Source organism: Pseudomonas sp. WS 5051 (genome assembly GCF_012985715.1).
Taxonomy (GTDB): domain Bacteria; phylum Pseudomonadota; class Gammaproteobacteria; order Pseudomonadales; family Pseudomonadaceae; genus Aquipseudomonas; species Aquipseudomonas bubulae.
This window is the reverse complement of sequence record NZ_JAAQWV010000006.1, coordinates 88,117-107,057: the sequence shown is the minus strand read 5'-3', so window position 1 is coordinate 107,057 and position 18,941 is coordinate 88,117. Positions and strand designations below refer to the sequence as shown.

General features: G+C 58.7%; 15 protein-coding genes. 13 read left to right on the top strand and 2 right to left on the bottom strand.

Annotated features, from left to right (window positions below; translation table 11 throughout):
* Window positions 1-107: 107 nt before the first annotated feature.
* Window positions 108-2,204, top strand: a complete 2,097-nt coding sequence (locus HBN79_RS11715) for a transporter substrate-binding domain-containing protein (RefSeq protein WP_095001257.1) — start codon at window positions 108-110, stop codon at window positions 2,202-2,204.
* Between the two features lie 131 nt (window positions 2,205-2,335).
* Window positions 2,336-2,755 (top strand): response regulator, encoded by a 420-nt coding sequence (locus HBN79_RS11710; protein ID WP_095001258.1) that lies wholly within the window; start codon window positions 2,336-2,338, stop codon window positions 2,753-2,755.
* Window positions 2,756-2,919: 164 nt separating this feature from the next.
* Here HBN79_RS11710 and HBN79_RS11705 read toward each other — a convergent pair whose 3' ends face one another.
* Window positions 2,920-3,732: a TIGR02285 family protein gene (locus tag HBN79_RS11705; RefSeq protein ID WP_095001259.1), complete on the bottom strand. Its 813-nt coding sequence runs from the start codon at window positions 3,730-3,732 to the stop codon at window positions 2,920-2,922.
* Between the two features lie 43 nt (window positions 3,733-3,775).
* Window positions 3,776-4,975, bottom strand: coding sequence for a CaiB/BaiF CoA-transferase family protein (locus HBN79_RS11700; protein WP_095001260.1), 1,200 nt, complete (start codon window positions 4,973-4,975; stop codon window positions 3,776-3,778).
* A 134-nt stretch (window positions 4,976-5,109) separates the two neighbouring features.
* Between HBN79_RS11700 and HBN79_RS11695 the strand changes: the two genes are divergently transcribed.
* The 11 genes from HBN79_RS11695 (at window position 5,110) to HBN79_RS11645 (ending at window position 18,914) form a co-directional block, all read left to right on the top strand.
* Window positions 5,110-5,652: a YaeQ family protein gene (locus HBN79_RS11695; protein WP_016781928.1), complete on the top strand. Its 543-nt coding sequence runs from the start codon at window positions 5,110-5,112 to the stop codon at window positions 5,650-5,652.
* 41 nt (window positions 5,653-5,693) lie between these two features.
* A complete protein-coding gene (recJ, locus tag HBN79_RS11690) occupies window positions 5,694-7,403 on the top strand; it encodes a single-stranded-DNA-specific exonuclease RecJ (protein ID WP_095018196.1) in 1,710 nt (569 codons plus the stop codon).
* A gap of 205 nt (window positions 7,404-7,608) precedes the next feature.
* Window positions 7,609-8,715, top strand: a complete 1,107-nt coding sequence (locus tag HBN79_RS11685) for an NADH:flavin oxidoreductase/NADH oxidase (RefSeq protein ID WP_169916742.1) — start codon at window positions 7,609-7,611, stop codon at window positions 8,713-8,715.
* Between the two features lie 78 nt (window positions 8,716-8,793).
* A complete protein-coding gene (locus HBN79_RS11680; protein WP_095018194.1) occupies window positions 8,794-9,501 on the top strand; it encodes a tellurite resistance TerB family protein in 708 nt (235 codons plus the stop codon).
* A 191-nt stretch (window positions 9,502-9,692) separates the two neighbouring features.
* Window positions 9,693-11,369, top strand: a complete 1,677-nt coding sequence (locus HBN79_RS11675) for an acid phosphatase (protein ID WP_095001264.1) — start codon at window positions 9,693-9,695, stop codon at window positions 11,367-11,369.
* 140 nt (window positions 11,370-11,509) lie between these two features.
* Window positions 11,510-13,132 (top strand): methyl-accepting chemotaxis protein, encoded by a 1,623-nt coding sequence (locus tag HBN79_RS11670; RefSeq protein WP_095001265.1) that lies wholly within the window; start codon window positions 11,510-11,512, stop codon window positions 13,130-13,132.
* Window positions 13,132-13,647, top strand: coding sequence for a chemotaxis protein CheW (locus HBN79_RS11665; protein WP_095020557.1), 516 nt, complete (start codon window positions 13,132-13,134; stop codon window positions 13,645-13,647). Before HBN79_RS11670 ends, HBN79_RS11665 begins: the two co-directional genes overlap by 1 nt.
* The gene (locus HBN79_RS11660) at window positions 13,644-14,918 is read left to right on the top strand and encodes a protein-glutamate O-methyltransferase CheR (RefSeq protein ID WP_095018191.1); all 1,275 of its coding nucleotides are present in this window, start codon (window positions 13,644-13,646) and stop codon (window positions 14,916-14,918) included. The genes HBN79_RS11665 and HBN79_RS11660 overlap by 4 nt, the downstream gene beginning before the upstream one ends.
* A complete protein-coding gene (locus HBN79_RS11655; protein ID WP_095001268.1) occupies window positions 14,915-15,601 on the top strand; it encodes a chemotaxis protein CheW in 687 nt (228 codons plus the stop codon). The genes HBN79_RS11660 and HBN79_RS11655 overlap by 4 nt, the downstream gene beginning before the upstream one ends.
* A complete protein-coding gene (locus HBN79_RS11650) occupies window positions 15,598-17,907 on the top strand; it encodes a hybrid sensor histidine kinase/response regulator (protein WP_095018190.1) in 2,310 nt (769 codons plus the stop codon). The genes HBN79_RS11655 and HBN79_RS11650 overlap by 4 nt, the downstream gene beginning before the upstream one ends.
* Window positions 17,904-18,914 (top strand): chemotaxis response regulator protein-glutamate methylesterase, encoded by a 1,011-nt coding sequence (locus tag HBN79_RS11645; protein WP_095001270.1) that lies wholly within the window; start codon window positions 17,904-17,906, stop codon window positions 18,912-18,914. Before HBN79_RS11650 ends, HBN79_RS11645 begins: the two co-directional genes overlap by 4 nt.
* Window positions 18,915-18,941: the final 27 nt, after the last annotated feature.

Genomic DNA, 18,941 nt, shown 5'->3' with positions numbered 1-18,941 from the left:
ACGTAATTTGAAGCCCGTCATCTGACGGGCTTTTTTATTGGTGCATGGCAAACTTGCCAGGTCTTCGCCCCTTCTGTGCTGGCGAATACCCGGTCAAGGATGCTGTCATGTCACGTATTCACCAGACATTTGAATCATGGATGCGCATAGTGCTGGGCATGGCCTTGTTGAGCCTGGCCCTGCCGGTGATGGGCGCTTCCGGAACGCCTTTCAGGCTCGCAACACGCTTTGTGGATATCCAGCCTCTGCAACTGGATGCCCCGGAGCGGCAATGGCTGGCCAATCATGGAACGCTACGGGTTGGTATCGCCATCGGTGATTACGAACCGGTCGACATCACCGACGACCGCAATAACTATCAGGGCATCAGCGCAGATTACCTGAGCATCGTTCGAGACACGTTGGGCGTGCCTGTTGAAGTCCTGGGCTACAGGCGTCGTGATCAGGCCGTTGCAGAGCTGCTGGCCGGCAATATCGATATTCTGGCCAGCGCCAGCGGGTTTGAGCGAGGGATTGAAGGTGTAGCTTTTTCCCGGGAGTACATGACTGATCGACTGGTTATCGTTTGTCGCTCATGTGAGGAAGAGCCGGTCAAAAACTGGGTCGGGAAAAAAATCGGCTTTATGGAGGGCTACGTCGATATTCATACCGCCCAGGCGTTTTACCCTGACAGTGAAATCACCACCATCAGTGACCTGCATAATGCAATGGACGCGCTGGTTGAGGGGGATATCGACGGGTTTATCGGCAATGAACTTATCGTGCAGTCATTCAAAAGTGTCCGGCCTCATTCGGGGGTGCGCATTATCGGTGATAGCGCCTTGCCATCCTCCGGATTTGCATTTGCTACACGCCTCTCTGACCCCGAACTTGGGTTGCTGATCAACCGCGCGCTGGGCAGCCTTGATGACAATACATCGCGCATGGTGCTTTCACGCTGGATCATCGGGCTTGAAGGGCACGCTGTTCAATCGCATATCAACCTGCTGCCTGGCGAGCTTGAGTGGATCCAGCGCAATCCGGTTGTAGCCCTGGCGACCCAGCAGTTCCCCTTGTACGCATTCAAGACCGGGGACGGTCGTTGGGTAGGGCTGAGTGTGGATATTCTGGCGCGAATTTCTCGCATGACCGGGTTGCAGTTTGTACATAAAGAAGCGTTTTCAACGGTACAAATCCTCGACATGCTCAAAAGTGGCGAGGCACTGATGAACTCAAGCCTCTCCAGAAGTCGTGAGCGCAAAGCTTTTTTGAACTTCACCTATTCCTACGGTGGGGCACCCTGGGTGTTTGTTGTACGAGTCAATGATTCCCGGCTGGGTTCATTGGACGAACTGGCCGGCAAGGTTCTGGCGCTTCCAGCCAGGCATGCCCTCGAAGACTTGATTCGACGTGAATACCCCGCAATCACCTTGCATCTGGTTGATACCTACGCCCAGGCACGTCACGCGGTCGCCAATGGCGAGGCAGATGCGACGATACAAACAGAGACACAGGCTCATCTTTACCCACCGGGGCGCCTCAAGGTCGGACGCAGTGTTGACGGGCAATGGGCTGCCGCCAGCTTTTCGGTCCCTGTTCTATACCCGGAGCTTTTCAGCATCATGAACAAGGCGTTGGAAGCCATGCCCATGGCCGAGATTCGGGCGCTGAGAACCAAGTGGCTGGGGGGGGTGGGCAAACCGCTGATCATCGAGAGTGGCCTGTATCACTCAGCCCGTCTTTATTGGGCGATAGCGGTCTTGATTGCGGCCGGGCTTATGTTGTTTGTGTACAACTGGTTTCTGCGCAGGCAACTGATTATTGCGCGTCAATCCGAGAAAACCCTGAATGAGCAGTTGGGGCTCAGTCACCGCTTTCTGGATGGCATTCCCAGCCCGATTTTCGTGGTTGGCCTGGAGGGAGAGCTGATTACCTGCAATCAAAGCTATGAGCAGCGTTTATCAGTCCAGTTGGGACGGATTCGCGGGTTGAAGGTGACTGATGTTGATTTGTTTTCGAAGGAGCTGGCCGAGAAGCTCCAGCGGGAAATAATGCGCATGATTCAAAGCCGCAAACCCTGTTACCAAAAACGTTGGGTGGAGTTTAAGTCCGGAGGCATGGAAATCTATCAGTGGGTTGTTCCGTTTTATTCAGAGACTGGGCGTCTGGAGGGGCTGGTAGGAGGATGGTTCGACAAATCTGAAGCTAAAAAGTGGGATCAGTAAGCTGGTTTGATCCAGTAAATGAAAGGCGTTGTGGATTCCTATGGTATTTACAGATATGTCCTATGTGTATTGAGTGTTGAGCCCACTAAGGTTTACCTCCTCTGTAGCGCTAGGTTTATGCCTGAAGGCCCATGATGCGATCTTTGAAAGTATTGATTCTTGAAGACAACCCGTTTCAATTAATGGTGTTGCATCAGATGTTGAACGCCTTCCGCATTTTTGACGTGTTGACGGCCGAAAGCGTTGATTGCGCCCGCGAGTCCTTGCTCAGGCGCGGTGCCATAGACGTGGCCATTTGTGATTTGTATATGGAAGGGGCATCAGGGCAGGAGCTGATCAGCGAGTTGGCCCTTGAACGCAAAGCTGCAGCGTTGATCATTTTGAGTGCTGCTGCACCTCCGGTGGTCGAGAGGGCGGCCAGAGTGGCCCGCAGTCAAGGTCTCAGGGTGCTGGGGTGTCTGTCAAAACCCGTGACCATAGGGGCGCTGGGGCAATTGTTGGGCGCCTTCGAGCTACAGCAGATAAGTGCTGATGGCGCGAATGCAGATTAATTGCCAGTACCGGGGGAACTTCCAGCAGGTTTGGTTTGTCAGATTTTTCATCAGCAGGAGCAAGTTTATTGCTCCGATACTTGTAGCCTGTTGAGCGGGTTATCATGACCCTGTTAAACCCCGAGCAGCCTCCCCACTGCTCGGGGTTTTTTTATGCGTACGTGTCATTGCTCATCCAGGTAAGACAGGGATGGCGAACCCAATGTGGTGAGTATCGAATTGACCCTGCGAATGACCTCACGTCCTTGCGCAGTGTCCGAGCAGCCAACGTAAATCGACTGATATTCCGGGGCGCCCTGGATCGGATAAAACAGCAGTTCGTCGGATGACAAACCTTGCTGACTGGCCTTGGCCTGGATTTCTGGCCAGTAGCCCAATAGCGTCGGCATACGGCCTGCATGTTGCATTTGCAGCAGGCTGCCCAACGGATCGTTACCGTAATGCATGACAATCTGGCCTGGCGGGCTCAGCTTCAGCTGGCTATCAATCAATACTCCGTAGCTGCGTTTGGCAATGACTCCAAGCTTGAGGGTTTGCGCCTTGAGCAGCCCCGGCAGGTCTACCTTGTCGTCATGGACAAAGGGTTCGATCAAATGCTGATTCTCACGCAGTATGGCCATGCCATTGCTGTGCATGATCGCAACGGGCTCGGAGTAAACGATCGAGAGGGCGCGGGCGGGATTCCAGATCAGCGCCGGATCGCAGGTCAGCGAGGGTTCTTCAAGCATCTGCAGGGCCCGAGCCCGGTTAACCCGCATTATCACGTGCTGGTATTGCGGCATGCCTGCGATCAGGGCTGGCATCACCTGGTCGACTATCCCCTTACCTTTTTGCGGGCCATGAAACACCGTTAACGGTGGCAGGTCGCGCAACAACCAGATGAGTGTGGGTGCTGCCTGACTGCCAGGGGCCCAGGCCAGAAACAATGCGGTGATCAGGCCTGCCCAAAGTCTTCGCAAGGTCGAACGCTGGGTCATGCTGCTGATCTCCTTGGGTGGCCACTAAAAATGGGCAACACGCCTAGATGGCGCCCGCTTGCTTGAGGTTGGCGATTGCTGCAGCGTCGTAACCCAGGTCGTTCAACACCTCGATGTTATGTGCACCCAGTTCGGGGCCTACCCAATCTGCCGTGCCCGGAGTATCGGAGAGCCTTGGCACGATACCGGGCATCTTGAAGTCTTTACCGTCAGGCAGTTTGGCCTGCAGGAACATTTCACGGGCCAGAAACTGTGGATCGCTGAACATGTCTTCTGCCGAGAAAATACGGCTGGCAGGCACCTGCGCTGCGCCCAGTTGTTCAAGTACCGTGGCCAGCGGCAGCGAGCCGACCCAGCGGTCAATCACGCCATACAGTTCGTCACGGCGTGCGTCACGACCATCGTTGTGTGCAAGCTCCGGGTCGTTGGCCAGATCGTCGCGCCCGATAATCTGCATAAAGCGCTTGAAAATGGCGTCGCCATTGGCGCCGATCTGTACGTGCTTGCCGTCCAGGCTGGTATGGATGGAAGAGGGCGTAATACCCGGCATGATATTGCCGGTACGTTCACGGATGAAACCGAATACATCGAACTCGGGCACCATGCTTTCCATCATGGCAAAAATCGCTTCGTAGAGGGCCACGTCTACCACCTGGCCCTGGCCGCCGTTGACCTCGCGATGACGCAAAGCCATCAGGGCACCGATCACGCCCCACAGAGCGGCAATCGAGTCGCCAATCGAGATGCCCGTGCGCACTGGCGGACGATCTTCGAAACCGGTGATATAACGCAGCCCGCCCATGGATTCGCCGACCGCACCAAACCCCGGCTGATCTTTCATCGGGCCGGTCTGGCCAAAGCCGGACAGGCGCACCATCACCAGCTTGGGGTTCAGTGCATGCAGCACATCCCAACCCAGTCCGAGTTTCTCCAGAACCCCGGGGCGAAAGTTTTCGATCAGAATATCGGCGTCTGTCAGCAGCTCCTTGAGAATGCTCAGACCGTCGGGGTGTTTTAGATTCAGGGTCAGGGATTTTTTGTTGCGCGCCTGGACGAACCACCATAGCGATGTGCCTTCATACAGCTTGCGCCATTTTCGCAGCGGGTCGCCGCCGTCAGGAGATTCGACCTTGATCACCTGGGCGCCAAACTCGGCGCAAATGCGCGATGCAAATGGCCCGGCGATCAGGGTACCCAATTCAACAACTTTAAGGCCTGAAAGGGGTTTGGTGGCGAGCGGCATGTGGAATCCTTGTCCAAGGGCGAGCGAGTACAGCCTTTTAACATAGCTGGCGGCTGGCAAGAAGCTGGCCGATTCGTTCAATCACGGTGTATCGGTTAGACTTGTCGCCTTTCTCCGTATCAAGAAGCCCGTTCATGGCACAGCCGTCCACGACCTACAAGTTTGAACTCAACCTTACCGATCTCGATCGCGGGGTCTATGAAAGCGTCAAGCAGACCATCGCCCGCCACCCTTCGGAGACCGAAGAACGCATGACTGTGCGCCTTCTGGCCTACGCTTTTTGGTACAACGAGCAGCTGTCTTTTGGTCGAGGCCTGTCAGATGTAGACGAACCGGCCCTGTGGGAAAAAAGCCTGGATGACCGTGTTCTGCACTGGATCGAAGTCGGACAGCCCGATGCCGACCGTCTGACCTGGTGCTCGCGCCGTACCGAGCGCACCAGCCTGCTGGCCTATGGCAGCTTGCGTGTGTGGGAAGGCAAGGTGATTCCTGCAATCAAGAACCTGAAGAACGTCAATATCGCAGCCGTTCCGCAAGAGATTCTTGAGGTGCTGGCCAAAGATATGCCACGGGTTATCAAGTGGGACGTGATGATCAGCGAAGGCACGATTTTCGTGACCGACGATCGCGGCCAGCACGAAGTGCAACTGCAGTGGCTGCAAGGCGAACGCGGCTAAGTTCCAACCCTTTTTTACGCTTAGAGACTCTTCACCTGCTTATGCGCATCGAACCTCGTCCACTGCCTGAAACCCTGCCTTTTCTGGGCGAAATGCCAACCCTGCTGACCCGTCTTTACGCTGCTCGGGGTGTGCAGTCGCAAGCAGAACTGGACAAGAGCCTGGCGCGGCTGATTCCGTATCAGCAGCTCAAGGGCATCGATGCTGCGGTGGACTTGCTGGTGGTCGCGCTTGAGCAGCGCCAGCGCATCCTGATCGTCGGCGACTTTGACGCCGATGGCGCCACAGCCAGCACCGTGGGCATGCTGGGTCTGCGCCTGCTGGGGGCGGCCCATGTCGATTACCTGGTGCCTAACCGCTTCGAATATGGCTACGGCTTGACCCCGGAAATCGTCGAAGTTGCGCTGACCCGTACGCCGCAGCTGTTGATCACGGTCGATAACGGAATTTCCAGTATCGAAGGTGTGGCCGCAGCCAAAAAAGCTGGTTTGAGCGTGCTGGTTACCGACCACCACTTGCCGGGCAGTGAATTGCCGGCCGCGGATGCCATCGTCAACCCCAACCAGCCCGGCTGCGAGTTCCCGAGCAAGGCGCTGGCGGGGGTAGGGGTGATCTTCTATGTGCTGATCGCTTTGCGCGCGCGCTTGAACAGCCTGGGCTGGTACCAGAACAGCAAGGCGCCGAATATTGCCGAATTGCTGGATCTGGTGGCGCTGGGCAGCGTCGCGGACGTGGTGCCGCTGGATGCGAACAACCGCATCCTGGTACACCAGGGGCTTGAGCGCATCCGTGCCGGGCGTGCCCGGCCCGGGCTCAAGGCTATTCTGGAAGTGGCCAAGCGTGACCATTCGAAAATTACCTCCACCGACCTGGGTTTTATCCTCGGGCCGCGCCTGAATGCCGCCGGGCGCCTGGACGACATGAGCCTGGGTATCGAATGCCTGCTCACCGATGACGCCAATGCCGCACGGGAAATGGCTGCGCAACTGGACGAAATGAACCAGGACCGTAAATCCATCGAGCAGGGCATGCAACGTGAAGCGCTGGCCCAGCTCAAGGATCTGACCATCGACAGCATGCCGTTTGGCCTGTGCCTGTTCGACCCCGAGTGGCACCAGGGAGTGATCGGAATTCTGGCTTCGCGGCTCAAGGAGCGTTACTTCCGCCCGACTTTTGCCTTTGCCGATGCCGGGGATGGCATGCTCAAGGGCTCCGGCCGATCGGTGCCGGGCTTTCATATTCGTGATGCACTGAGTGTGGTGGCTGCACAGCATCCGGACTTGATCAGCAAATACGGTGGCCATGCCATGGCGGCTGGCCTGACTTTGCCTGAGGCTAACTTCCCGCTGTTCTGTGAGGCCTTTGATGCTGAAGTGCGGCGTCAATTGCGTGAAGAAGACCTGACCGGGCGCATGCTGTCTGACGGCAGCCTGGCAGTGGAAGAGTTTCACCTGGAGCTGGCGCGTGCCCTGCGCAATGCCGGGCCATGGGGGCAGCACTTTCCCGAACCGCTGTTCCACGGGGTATTCCAGTTGGTGGAGCAACGCATCGTGGGGGAGCGGCATTTGAAAGTCGTGCTCAAGACCGAATGCGGCAGCGTAAAGCTCGACGGCATTGCTTTCGGGATCGACCGCGAAGTGTGGCCGAACCCGACCATTCGCTGGGTGGAACTGGCCTACAAGCTTGACCTCAACGAATTTCGCGGCAACGAAACCGTACAGTTGATGATTGCCCATATCGAGCCGCGCTAATCCGCCAATCCCCTGTGGGAGCGGGCTTGCTCGCGATGCTTTCACCGCGGTTGGCCTGACAGGCCGCGGTGCCCGTATCGCGAGCAAGCCCGCTCCCACCAAAACCACCACGTCCCGTTGCGATATGAACTCCCCCTCATCCAGTGTTGTCGACTAGGCTCTTCAGAAGTACTTGGAGCCTGCCCACTGGAATTAGAGGTGACCCATGAGTCTGCTGCTCGAACCCTATACCCTGCGCCAACTGACCCTTCTTAACCGCATTGCGGTCTCGCCAATGTGCCAGTACTCCAGCGTCGATGGGCTGGCAAATGACTGGCACCTGGTCCACCTGGGCAGCCGTGCCGTTGGCGGCGCCGGGCTGATTTTTACCGAAGCCACTGCCGTCACCCCCGAAGGCCGTATCACTGCCCAGGATCTGGGCCTGTGGAACGACGAGCAGATTGAACCCCTGCAACGCATCACCCGCTTTATTCGCTCCCAGGGCGCTGTAGCCGGCATCCAGCTGGCCCATGCCGGGCGTAAGGCCAGCACCCACCGCCCCTGGTTGGGCAAGCATGGCAGCGTCAAGGTGGAGGAGGGCGGCTGGGTGCCTGTCGGGCCGTCACCCATTGCCTTCGACCCACAGCACACTGCGCCAGTGCAACTGGACGAGACCCAGATCAATGAGGTTATCCAGGCGTTCGTGGCTGCCGTCAAGCGAGCGCTGGAGGCTGGCTTCTCGGTGGTTGAAGTACATGCTGCTCATGGTTACTTGTTGCATCAATTTCTTTCACCGTTGAGCAACCAGCGACGTGACCAATACGGCGGTTCGTTCGAGAATCGCATCCGTCTGGTGTTGGAAGTCACCGAGGCCGTGCGCGGTGTATGGCCGCAGGAGCTACCGCTGTTTGTGCGGGTCTCGGCCACCGACTGGGTGGAAGACGGCTGGAACCCTGACGAAACCGTCGAACTGGCACGACGCCTCAAGGCATTGGGCGTGGACCTGATCGACGTGTCTTCGGGCGGTACCGCAGCCAATGCCGAGATTCCGGTGGGGCCTGGCTACCAGACCCGTTTTGCCGAGCGCGTGCGCAAGGAGGCCTGCATTGCCACCGGTACGGTGGGCATGATCACCGAACCGGCCCAGGCCGAGCATATTTTGCGTACCGGGCAGGCCAACCTGATCCTGCTGGCGCGTGAACTGTTGCGTGACCCGTATTGGCCGTTGCATGCAGACGATGACCTGGGCGGTAAAAAGGCCATCTGGCCAGCCCAGTACCAGCGCGCGACCCATCGCGACCAACCGATTCATGAGTCCGACCTGCGCGACTGATAGCCAGTGCTCTTTACGATAAACCTGCCTGCGGGCGGGTTTTCTGGCGCCCCCTGACCCTGTTAAGAGAGGATGCTTATGAGTTTGCTCGACCAACTGCTTAAATCCGGCCAACAGATGCTGGCGAAAAAAACCGGCGCCCAAGGCAGCGCCTCCCGTGACGATAAAGGCGGCCTGGGTGACCTGCTCGGGTCTGGTGGCCTGGGCGGCCTGCTTTCCGGCGCGGGTGGCGGCGCTCTGGCAGCCAGTGCCCTGGGGCTGCTGCTGGGCAACAAGAGTGCGCGCAAATACGGTGGTCAGGCACTGACCTATGGCGGCCTTGCCGCCCTGGGCGTTCTGGCCTACAAGGCCTACGGCAACTGGCAGGCCAATCAGGGCACGGCACCGCAGACCGAGCCGCAAACCATTGACCGTGTTCCGGCGCCGCAAGTGGAGCAACACAGCCAGGCGATCCTCAAGGCCCTGGTGGCTGCTGCCAAGGCTGATGGGCATGTGGATGAGCGTGAGCGCCAACTGATCGATGGCGAGTTGAACAAACTCAATGGCGACCCTGCATTGCGCCAATGGCTGCAAGCTGAACTGAACAAGCCGCTGGACCCGGCAGAGGTTGCCAGAGCTGCCAGCACCCCGGAAATCGCGGCCGAAATGTATATCGCCAGCCTGATTCTGGTGGATGAAGAACATTTCATGGAGCGCGCCTATCTGGAAGAGCTGGCCAAACAGCTCAAGCTCGACCCGGGGCTCAAGATCGAGCTGGAAGCCCAGGTCAAGCAGGCGCAGGGCTAGCGCACTCTGTGGGCGCGAGCCTGCATCACGATGCAGGCGCCGCAACATGCTTGTTTTAGACGCTCCGAGCCGCAACGGCCCGGGGCGTTTTTTTATGCTTCGTGGCTTCGATCCACTGCAACTTCCCCGTCATAATCCCCTGTTAGCCTGCCCGCCAGAAATAATTTGTTACGTGTAATCAGGAAGCCGCAATGAGCGACAAGAAAGACCAGGACACCCAACGCCCGGCCGACAGCAGCCGCCGTCGCTTCCTCGCCGGTGCTGCCGCACTGGGCGTTGGCGCGGCCACCTTGAGCGCTTGCGGCAGCAGTCAGCATGAACCCCCCGTCAGGCCGCAACCGCTGACCCCGGCCGAGCTGGACAAAAAGCTCCACGAACAGGTCAAGACCATCGTGGTGATCTATGCCGAGAACCGCAGCTTCAACAACCTGTTTGCAAACTTCCCCGGTGTCGAGAAGCCGTTGTCGGCCCTCAAACCCGCCGACTACCAGCAACGCGACCGTGATGGCAGCCTGCTACAGACCCTGCCACCGATATGGGGCGGGCTGCTGCAAGTGGGACCGCAGACGGTAGACGGCGTGACCTATGCGCCGGGTGAGCAGTTTCAGGAGAACCTGCCCAACGCCCCCTTCGCGCTGAAAGGGCCGAATCAGCAAGATCTGCCGTTGAATCTGGTGACCCGCGACCTGTGGCATGTGTTCTATCAGAACCAGATGCAGATCAACGATGGCAAGAACGACCAGTTCGTGGCCTGGGGGGATTCCGGCGGCTTGCCCATGGGCTACTACGCCCAGTCGCAGTATTCGCTGCGTCTGTGGGACGTAGCCCGTGAATTCGTACTGTGCGACAACTTCTTCCAGGGGGCTTTTGGCGGTTCGTTCCTTAACCACCAATACCTGATCAGCGCAGCGGTGCCGTTCTATCCGAACGCGAATACCTCTGTTGCCGAGGCGCAGATTGCTGTTTTGCAGGGCGATGACCCTGCCGGTACACGCTTGAAGCCTCTGGACAAATCCCCGGCCAGCGCCATGACCGGCGCCGCGCAGTTCGGTCCCAGCGCTCTTACTCCGGACGGTTTTGCAGTCAACACCATGGCGCCGCCTTACTGGCCGACCTGGATCCGCGACCCCGAGCGTCCCGACTATGCCAAGCCCGACCTGCCAAGCGTACTGGTGCCACAAAGCCATGAGCATATCGGCGACAAACTGAGCAAAAAGAACATTGACTGGGCCTGGTACGCGGGGGCCTGGCAGGCCACGCTGGAGCAGTTCAAGGGCTCGGACGGGATCCCCAAGATCCCCAACTTCCAGTACCACCACCAGCCATTCAACTACTTTGTTCAACAAGGTCCGCAGAACCCGCAGGAGCGCAGCAAGCGCCTGCGCGACGCAGGCCTGGGCGATGAGTCTGGCAGCAACCGCTTTCTGGCTGACGCCGAGGCTGGCAGCCTGCCTGCCGTGAGTTTCTACAAGCCTCAGGGCAACCTCAACCTGCACGCTGGCTATGCCGATGTGGCTGCCGGTGACCGGCACCTTGACCGTGTGCTCAAGGTGCTGCGCAACAGCCCGCAATGGCAAAACATGGTGATCGTGCTTACCGTGGACGAAAACGGTGGCTGGTGGGATCACGTTGCACCGCCCAAAGGTGATCGCTGGGGGCCGGGTACAAGGATTCCGGCTCTAGTGGTATCACCTTTCGCACGCAAGGGGACGGTGGATCACACGGTGTATGACACCGCTTCGATTCTGCGCCTGATTAGCCGGGTGCATCAGCTGGAAGTGCTGGATGGCCTCAAGCAACGTGACGATGCCATGAAGGCGCGGGGGCAAGCGCCCATGGGCGACCTGACCAATGCATTGATGTTTTGACAACAGCCCCCCCACAGGTTTGAAGTTTTGCATGTAGGAATTTTTGTCTATTGCTGTGAGATCTGTCTCAACGCCTGTACGAATCATTGCTTACCCTCGGCTATACTCACCTTCATTTGAATGGCACCCGAGGATCGACTGTGAAGAACTGGACGTTACGCCAACGCATCTTGGCGAGCTTTGCTGTAATCATCGCCATTATGCTGCTGATGGTTGTTGCGTCTTACTCGCGCCTGCTGTCGATCGAAACCAGTGAAGAAAAGGTGCAAACCGACTCGATTCCTGGGGTCTATTACAGTTCGATGATTCGTAGCGCCTGGGTCGACAGCTATGTCCTGACCCTGGAGCTGGTGGGCTCGCTTAATCAGCGTGACCTGACCAACGAAGACCGCAAGTTGTACGCCAGCTACGAAGACCGCTTGAACAAAGAACTGGATAACTATCGCGGCACTATTTTTGAAGGTGAAGACAGGGCCCACTTCGACGACTTCGAGCGTCTGCATGGAGAGTACGGCGTGGTGTTGGCGAAAATTCTTGATCTCTATCAGAACAAGGATTACGCCCAGGCCCACAAGGTGCTTAGTGAGCAACTGGCTCCAGCCTGGATGGAAGGCCGCAAGTTGCTCAACAGCATCATTGAAGGCAACAGCGAGTCGGCCAAGCTCGCCACTGACAATATTGGTCACGCCGTATTGACTGCCAAGATCAGCATGATCATTTCCCTGGTTATTGCCGTACTTGCAGCAGCGCTGTGTGGCTTCCTGTTGCTGCGCGCAATCATGTCGCCGATGCAGCGTATCGTCACGATTCTGGAAGTGATGCGTTCCGGTGACCTGAGCTCGCGCTTGAATCTGGAGCGCAAGGACGAGTTTGGCGCGGTGGAAACCGGCTTCAACGACATGATGGCCGAGCTGACTACGTTGGTGTCCCAGGCCCAGCGCTCTTCGGTGCAGGTCACTACGTCGGTTACGGAAATTGCCGCTACCTCCAAGCAACAACAGGCCACAGCAACTGAAACCGCAGCCACCACTACGGAAATAGGTGCAACTTCCCGGGAAATTGCCGCCACGTCCCGTGACCTGGTGCGCACCATGACCGAAGTGACCTCGGCAGCCGACCAGGCCTCGATCCTGGCCGGTTCCGGGCAGCAGGGCCTGGCCCGCATGGAAGAAACCATGCACTCGGTGATGGGGGCTGCCGATCTGGTCAACGCCAAACTGGCGATCCTCAACGAGAAGGCCGGTAACATCAATCAGGTGGTGGTGACCATCGTCAAGGTCGCCGACCAGACCAACTTGCTATCGCTTAACGCGGCCATTGAAGCTGAAAAAGCCGGTGAATACGGCCGCGGTTTTGCTGTGGTTGCTACCGAAGTGCGCCGTTTGGCCGACCAGACTGCCGTGGCTACCTACGATATCGAGCAGATGGTGCGCGAGATTCAGTCGGCAGTGTCGGCGGGCGTGATGGGCATGGACAAGTTCTCTGAAGAAGTACGCCGCGGCATGTCCGAAGTGCAGCAAGTGGGCGAGCAGCTGTCGCAGATCATCCATCAGGTTCAGGCCCTGGCGCCGCGTGTACTGATGGTCAATGAAGGCATGCAGGCTCAAGCTACGGGCGCCGAGCAGATCAACCTTGCGCTGGTGCAATTGGGTGATGCCAGCAGCCAGACCGTTGAGTCCCTGCGTCAGGCCAGCTTCGCGATCGACGAATTGAGTCAGGTTGCCGTTGGGTTGCGCAGCGGCGTTTCGCGTTTCAAAGTCTGATGAGCGAGCTTTCAGCCAAAAAACCGGGCGCCAAGGTGTCGCAAAAACGCCTGTTTCTGGTGTTTTATATTGGTAACGAGCGCTATGCACTGGCCGCTGGCGATGTGGTCGAAGTGTTGCCGCGCTTGCCACTCAAGCCCATAGCCCATGCCCCCGAGTGGGTAGCGGGGGTTTTTGCTCATCGTGATCGAATGGTTCCGGTGATCGATATCAGTGCCATGACCTTTGGAACCGCCGCCGTAGCCCGCACCAGCACCCGGCTGGTGCTGGTCAATTATCGCGGGCAATTGCTCGGCCTGTTGCTTGAACAGGCCAGTGACACTTTGCGCTGCGATCCGGCGGAGTTTCAGCCCTACGGTGTCGATAACCGCGATGCGCCTTACCTGGGACCGGTGCGCAAAGATGAGGCCGGGCTGTTGCAGTGGTTAAGTGTCGACGATCTGCTCAGCCCTGCGGTGTCTGCTCTGCTTTTTGCCCAGGGCGAAGATGACACCTGCGTCCAGGTGGCGCCATGAGTCTTGATCAGCGTTTTTTTGACTATTTGAAGCAGCGCATCGGCCTGGATGTGGCATCGGTCGGCCCGGCGATTATCGAACGTGCCGTACGCCAGCGCTGCATTGCATTGGGCATGGCTGATAACGATCGCTACTGGCAGCGCCTGCTCAGTTCCCAGGATGAACAGCAAGCCCTGATCGAATCGGTGATCGTGCCCGAGACCTGGTTCTTCCGTTACCCCGAATCCTTTGCCACCCTGGGCCGCCTGGCCAGGCAGCGCCTGGCGGAAATCGGCAGCCGACGCCCGTTGCGTATCCTGAGTCTGCCGTGTTCGACCGGCGAAGAGCCGTATTCGATTGCCATGGCACTGTTCGATGCCGGCTTTGCTGCACACCAATTCAAGGTCGACGCCCTGGATGTCAGTCCGCTTTCGGTGCAGCGTGCGCAAAACGCGCTGTATGGCAAAAACTCCTTTCGAGGTCAGCCAACAGATTTTCGTGAGCGCTACTTCTGTGTCGAGAGCGATGGTTATCAGTTGTCGGAGCGGGTCTGCGGGCAGGTCAGCTTCACCGCAGGCAATCTGCTGGATCCGATACTGCTCGCCAGCCACGAGCCTTATGACTTTGTGTTCTGCCGCAACCTGTTGATCTACTTTGATCTTAAAACCCAGCAGCAGGCCCTTGATGTGCTCAAGCGCCTGACCCGTGATGATGGTGTTTTATTTATAGGTCCGGCCGAAGGCAGCTTGCTCAACCGGCTGGGCATGCGTTCGATCGGTGCTCCGCAGTCGTTTGCCTTTTGCCACAATCATGAGCCATTGCCGGCAGCGCGCCCTGTGCTTGCCGAACTCAAGCCACTGGCACGACCAAAAGCGCCAGCGCCTGTGCCGACACCGGCCAGCCGGCCTTTTGCCCCGCGCGCGCAAGCCCCGATCGGGCAAAAATCGGCTTCGCCAGTGGATGGGCCGGGTCTGTTGCTTGAACAGATTGCCAGCCTGGCCAATGAAGGCAAAAGCCTTGAGGCGCGTGCGGTCTGCGAACAGTTCTTGCAGCGGCATGACCCGCAGGCCGAGGTGTTTTACTGGTTGGGCCTGCTCAGCGATGTGCAGGGCCAGACCTCAGAGGCCCAGGGCTTCTATCGCAAGGCGCTGTACCTGGAACCCCAGCATTCGGAAGCGCTGGCCCATCTGGCAGCGCTGTTGGCTTCACAAGGCGATGAAGCAGGCGCCCGGCGCTTGCACGAGCGCGCAGCCCGTAACGGGCGTTCCACTCAAAGTGAGCGTAAACAATGAGCGCTTTAGCAGCACAGAGCTTGATTCACTCCGAAGCGCAGGCCATTGATGACTGCTGGAACCGCATTGGCATCTACGGTGACAAAAGCTGCCCGTTGCTGCCCCAGCATATCCATTGCCGCAACTGCGACACGTATGCTGCTGCCGCGACCCGTTTGCTCGACCGCTATTCATTTGAGCAGCAAAGCCAGGAGCTTTATGCCCCGCAGGCCCATGAGCAAAAGGTTGCAACCTGCTCACTGGTGATTTTCCGCCTGAGTGAGGAGTGGCTGGGGCTGCCCACGCGTTGCCTGGATGAAGTGGCACCGATGCAAACCATTCACTCCCTGCCGCACCAGCGTTCCCGGGCCTTGCGCGGTGTGGCCAATGTGCGCGGTACTCTGGTGCCGTGCCTGTCGCTGGTTGAACTGCTGGGGCTTGACCCAGCCACGCCGGGAGCCTCCTCGCAGCGGGTGATGCCGCGCATGCTGATTGTGGCCGCCCACGGTGGAGCCGTGGTGCTGCCGGTGGATGAGGTGGATGGCATTCATAATATTGCCGAGGGCGACATCAATGCTGCATCGCTCTCCGGCGAGCATGTCAGCGCCAAATACACCCGGGGTGTGCTGCAGTGGAAAACCCGCAGCCTGCGTTTACTGGATGAAGAGCAACTGTTGAGCGCAATCACCCGGAGCCTGACATGACCCCCGAGCAAATGCGCGACGCCTCGCTGCTTGAGCTGTTCAGCCTGGAGGCCGAGGCGCAAACCCAGGTGCTCAACGAAGGCCTGCTGGCGCTGGAACGCAACCCGACCCAGGCTGACCAGCTGGAAGCCTGCATGCGCGCGGCCCACTCGCTCAAGGGCGCAGCCCGGATTGTCGGGGTGGATGCCGGGGTCAGCGTGTCCCATGTCATGGAAGACTGCCTGGTCAGTGCCCAGGAAGGCCGTTTGTACCTGCAACGCGAACACATTGATGCCTTGTTGCAAGGTACCGACCTGCTGATGCGCATTGCCACCCCCGGCAACACTGTCACGCCTCACGACATCGACGCCTATGTGGCGCACATGAATGAGCTGCTGGATCCGTCTGCCCCCGGTGCGCGGGTGGCGCCGCCCGAATTTGACGTGTCGCAGCTGTTGTTGATGCCCTCGCCAGCAGTACCCGAATTTGCGCCAGAACCTGTGGTTGAGCGTCAGGTCGAGGTGCCAGCCGAGCCGGCAGCGGAGCCAGCACGTCGCCCCCAGCGTCTGACCGAAAGCGGCGAGCGGGTACTGCGGGTCACGGCCCAGCGCCTTAACAGCCTGCTCGATCTGTCGAGCAAATCCCTGGTGGAAACCCAGCGCCTCAAGCCCTTTCTGGTGACATTGCAACGGCTTAAACGCATGCAAAGCACCAACTTGCGGGCCATGGACACGCTCAATGAACACCTCAAGGTCTCGGGCATCAGCCATGAAGCCGAGCAGGCACTGGTCGATGCCCGGCAGATGCTGGCCGAGTCCCAGCACCTGCTCAGCGAGCAGACCGCCGAACTTGACGAATTTTGCTGGCAGGCTGGCCAGCGTGCGCAATTGCTCTACGACACTGCACTGGCGTGTCGCATGCGGCCCTTCGCCGATGTGCTGGTCGGGCAGGAGCGCATGGTGCGTGATTTGGGTCGCGCCCTGGGCAAGCAGATCCGCCTGGAAATCGAAGGCGAGAAAACCCAGGTTGACCGCGACGTGCTGGAAAAGCTCGAAGCACCCTTGATCCATTTATTGCGCAATGCCGTCGACCACGGTATTGAAACCCCGGAACAGCGCTTGCTGGCGGGTAAACCGGCCGAAGGCCTGATCCGCCTGCGCATCTCCCATCAGGCCGGTCTGCTGGTGCTGGAGTTGAGCGATGACGGTGCCGGTGTCGATCTGGACCGTTTGCGTCGCACCATCGTCGAGCGTCAGTTGTCCACCGAGGAGACGGTGGCGCAACTGAGCGAAGAAGAGCTGCTGACCTTTCTGTTTTTACCCGGTTTCAGTCTGCGCGACACCGTCACCGAAGTATCGGGGCGCGGTGTGGGGCTGGATGCCGTACAGCATATGGTGCGCCTGTTGCGCGGTGCCATTGTGCTGGAGCACACCCCCCAGCATGGCAGCCGCTTCCATCTTGAAGTGCCGTTGACTCTGTCGGTGGTGCGCAGCCTGGTGGTTGAAGTGGCCGACGAAGCCTATGCCTTCCCGCTGGCCCATATCGAGCGCATGCGCGACCTTGAGCCCGACGACATCGTGCAGCTCGAAGGCCGTCAGCACTTCTGGCATGAAGGCCGCCATGTGGGGCTGGTTGCCGCCAGCCAATTGTTGCAGCGCCCTGCCAGCCAGAGCGATGACGAAACCCTCAAGGTGGTGGTGATTCGCGAACGCGACGCGGTCTATGGCGTGGCCGTTGAGCGCTTTATCGGCGAGCGCACCCTGGTGGTCCTGCCCCTTGATCCGCGTCTGGGCAAGGTCCAGGACATTTCCGCCGGGGCCTTGCTGGATGATGGTTCACCGGTGCTGATCGTAGATGTCGAAGACATGCTGCGTTCGGTAGACAAACTGCTTAATACCGGGCGTCTTGAGCGTATCGACCGGCGTAACCGGCACACCGCCGAATTGACCCGCAAACGTATTCTGGTGGTGGATGACTCATTGACGGTGCGCGAACTGCAACGCAAGTTGCTGATTAACCGTGGTTATGAAGTGGCTGTGGCGGTTGACGGCATGGACGGCTGGAACGCGCTGCGTGCCGAACATTTCGATTTGTTGATTACCGACATCGATATGCCGCGCATGGATGGCATCGAACTGGTTACCCTGTTGCGTCGCGATAACCGATTGCAATCAATGCCGGTGATGGTGGTGTCGTACAAAGATCGTGAAGAAGACCGTCGGCGCGGCCTGGATGCAGGCGCCGACTATTATCTAGCCAAAGCGAGTTTCCATGACGATGCCCTGCTCGACGCAGTGGTTGAACTCATTGGTGGAGCCCAGACATGAGAATCGCCATCGTCAACGATATGCCCCTGGCGGTTGAGGCCTTGCGCCGGGCGCTGGCGTTCGAACCCGCGCACCATGTGATCTGGGTTGCCGGTGATGGTCAGGAGGCGGTGCGCCTGTGCGCCGAGAACACCCCGGACCTGATTCTGATGGACTTGATCATGCCGGTCATGGACGGCGTCGAGGCCACGCGCCGGATCATGGCTGAAAGCCCTTGTGCGATTGTGATTGTCACCATCGACCGCGAGCAGAATGTGCACCGTGTTTTTGAGGCCATGGGCTTTGGTGCGCTGGATGTGGTGGATACCCCCGTGCTGGGCGGCAGCAACCCCAGAGAGGCGGCGGCGCCTTTGCTGCGCAAGATACTCAATGTTGGCTGGTTGATGGGGCAGAGTGAGAAACGGGTCAAGCCGGTAGTGACCCATGCTCGTGTACCGGGTGTGCGGGCAGGGCTGGTGGCCATCGGTTCGTCGGCAGGTGGTCCGGCTGCACTTGAAACCCTGCTTAAAGGTCTGCCGAGAAACTTTGAGGCAGCTATCGTACTGGTTCAGCACGTTGATCAGGTGTTTGCTGCAGGTATGGCCGAGTGGCTGAGCACTTCGTGCGGACTTGATGTGCGCCTGGCCCGCGACGGGGAGACGCCGCAGGTGGGCACTGTGCTGCTGGCGGGCACCAATCACCATATCAGGCTATTGAAAAATGGCACGCTGGCTTACACCGCCGAGCCGGTCAATGAGATTTATCGGCCATCGATCGATGTTTTTTTTGAAAGTGTTGCCCGCTACTGGAATGGTGAAGCGGTGGGAGTGCTGTTGACCGGCATGGGGCGTGACGGGGCTCAAGGTCTTAAACTCATGCGCCAGCAGGGGTTTCTCACCATTGCCCAGGATCAGCAGAGCAGCTCGGTGTACGGAATGCCCAAAGCGGCAGCGGCCATCGATGCCGCAGTCGAGATTCGCCCATTGGACAAGATTGCGCCACGCTTGCTGGAGAAATTTGCCAAATGACTGGTAGAACCCGGCAAGAGTGGCTTG

Excerpts from the sequence above, each read along its gene's own strand:
- HBN79_RS11715 (WP_095001257.1), top strand. The coding sequence starts at position 108 with ATGTCACGTATTCACCAGACATTTGAATCATGGATGCGCATAGTGCTG.
- HBN79_RS11710 (WP_095001258.1), top strand. The coding sequence starts at position 2,336 with ATGATGCGATCTTTGAAAGTATTGATTCTTGAAGACAACCCGTTTCAA.
- HBN79_RS11705 (WP_095001259.1), bottom strand. The coding sequence starts at position 3,732 with ATGACCCAGCGTTCGACCTTGCGAAGACTTTGGGCAGGCCTGATCACC.
- HBN79_RS11700 (WP_095001260.1), bottom strand. The coding sequence starts at position 4,975 with ATGCCGCTCGCCACCAAACCCCTTTCAGGCCTTAAAGTTGTTGAATTG.
- HBN79_RS11695 (WP_016781928.1), top strand. The coding sequence starts at position 5,110 with ATGGCACAGCCGTCCACGACCTACAAGTTTGAACTCAACCTTACCGAT.
- recJ (WP_095018196.1), top strand. The coding sequence starts at position 5,694 with ATGCGCATCGAACCTCGTCCACTGCCTGAAACCCTGCCTTTTCTGGGC.
- HBN79_RS11685 (WP_169916742.1), top strand. The coding sequence starts at position 7,609 with ATGAGTCTGCTGCTCGAACCCTATACCCTGCGCCAACTGACCCTTCTT.
- HBN79_RS11680 (WP_095018194.1), top strand. The coding sequence starts at position 8,794 with ATGAGTTTGCTCGACCAACTGCTTAAATCCGGCCAACAGATGCTGGCG.
- HBN79_RS11675 (WP_095001264.1), top strand. The coding sequence starts at position 9,693 with ATGAGCGACAAGAAAGACCAGGACACCCAACGCCCGGCCGACAGCAGC.
- HBN79_RS11665 (WP_095020557.1), top strand. The coding sequence starts at position 13,132 with ATGAGCGAGCTTTCAGCCAAAAAACCGGGCGCCAAGGTGTCGCAAAAA.
- HBN79_RS11660 (WP_095018191.1), top strand. The coding sequence starts at position 13,644 with ATGAGTCTTGATCAGCGTTTTTTTGACTATTTGAAGCAGCGCATCGGC.
- HBN79_RS11655 (WP_095001268.1), top strand. The coding sequence starts at position 14,915 with ATGAGCGCTTTAGCAGCACAGAGCTTGATTCACTCCGAAGCGCAGGCC.
- HBN79_RS11650 (WP_095018190.1), top strand. The coding sequence starts at position 15,598 with ATGACCCCCGAGCAAATGCGCGACGCCTCGCTGCTTGAGCTGTTCAGC.
- HBN79_RS11645 (WP_095001270.1), top strand. The coding sequence starts at position 17,904 with ATGAGAATCGCCATCGTCAACGATATGCCCCTGGCGGTTGAGGCCTTG.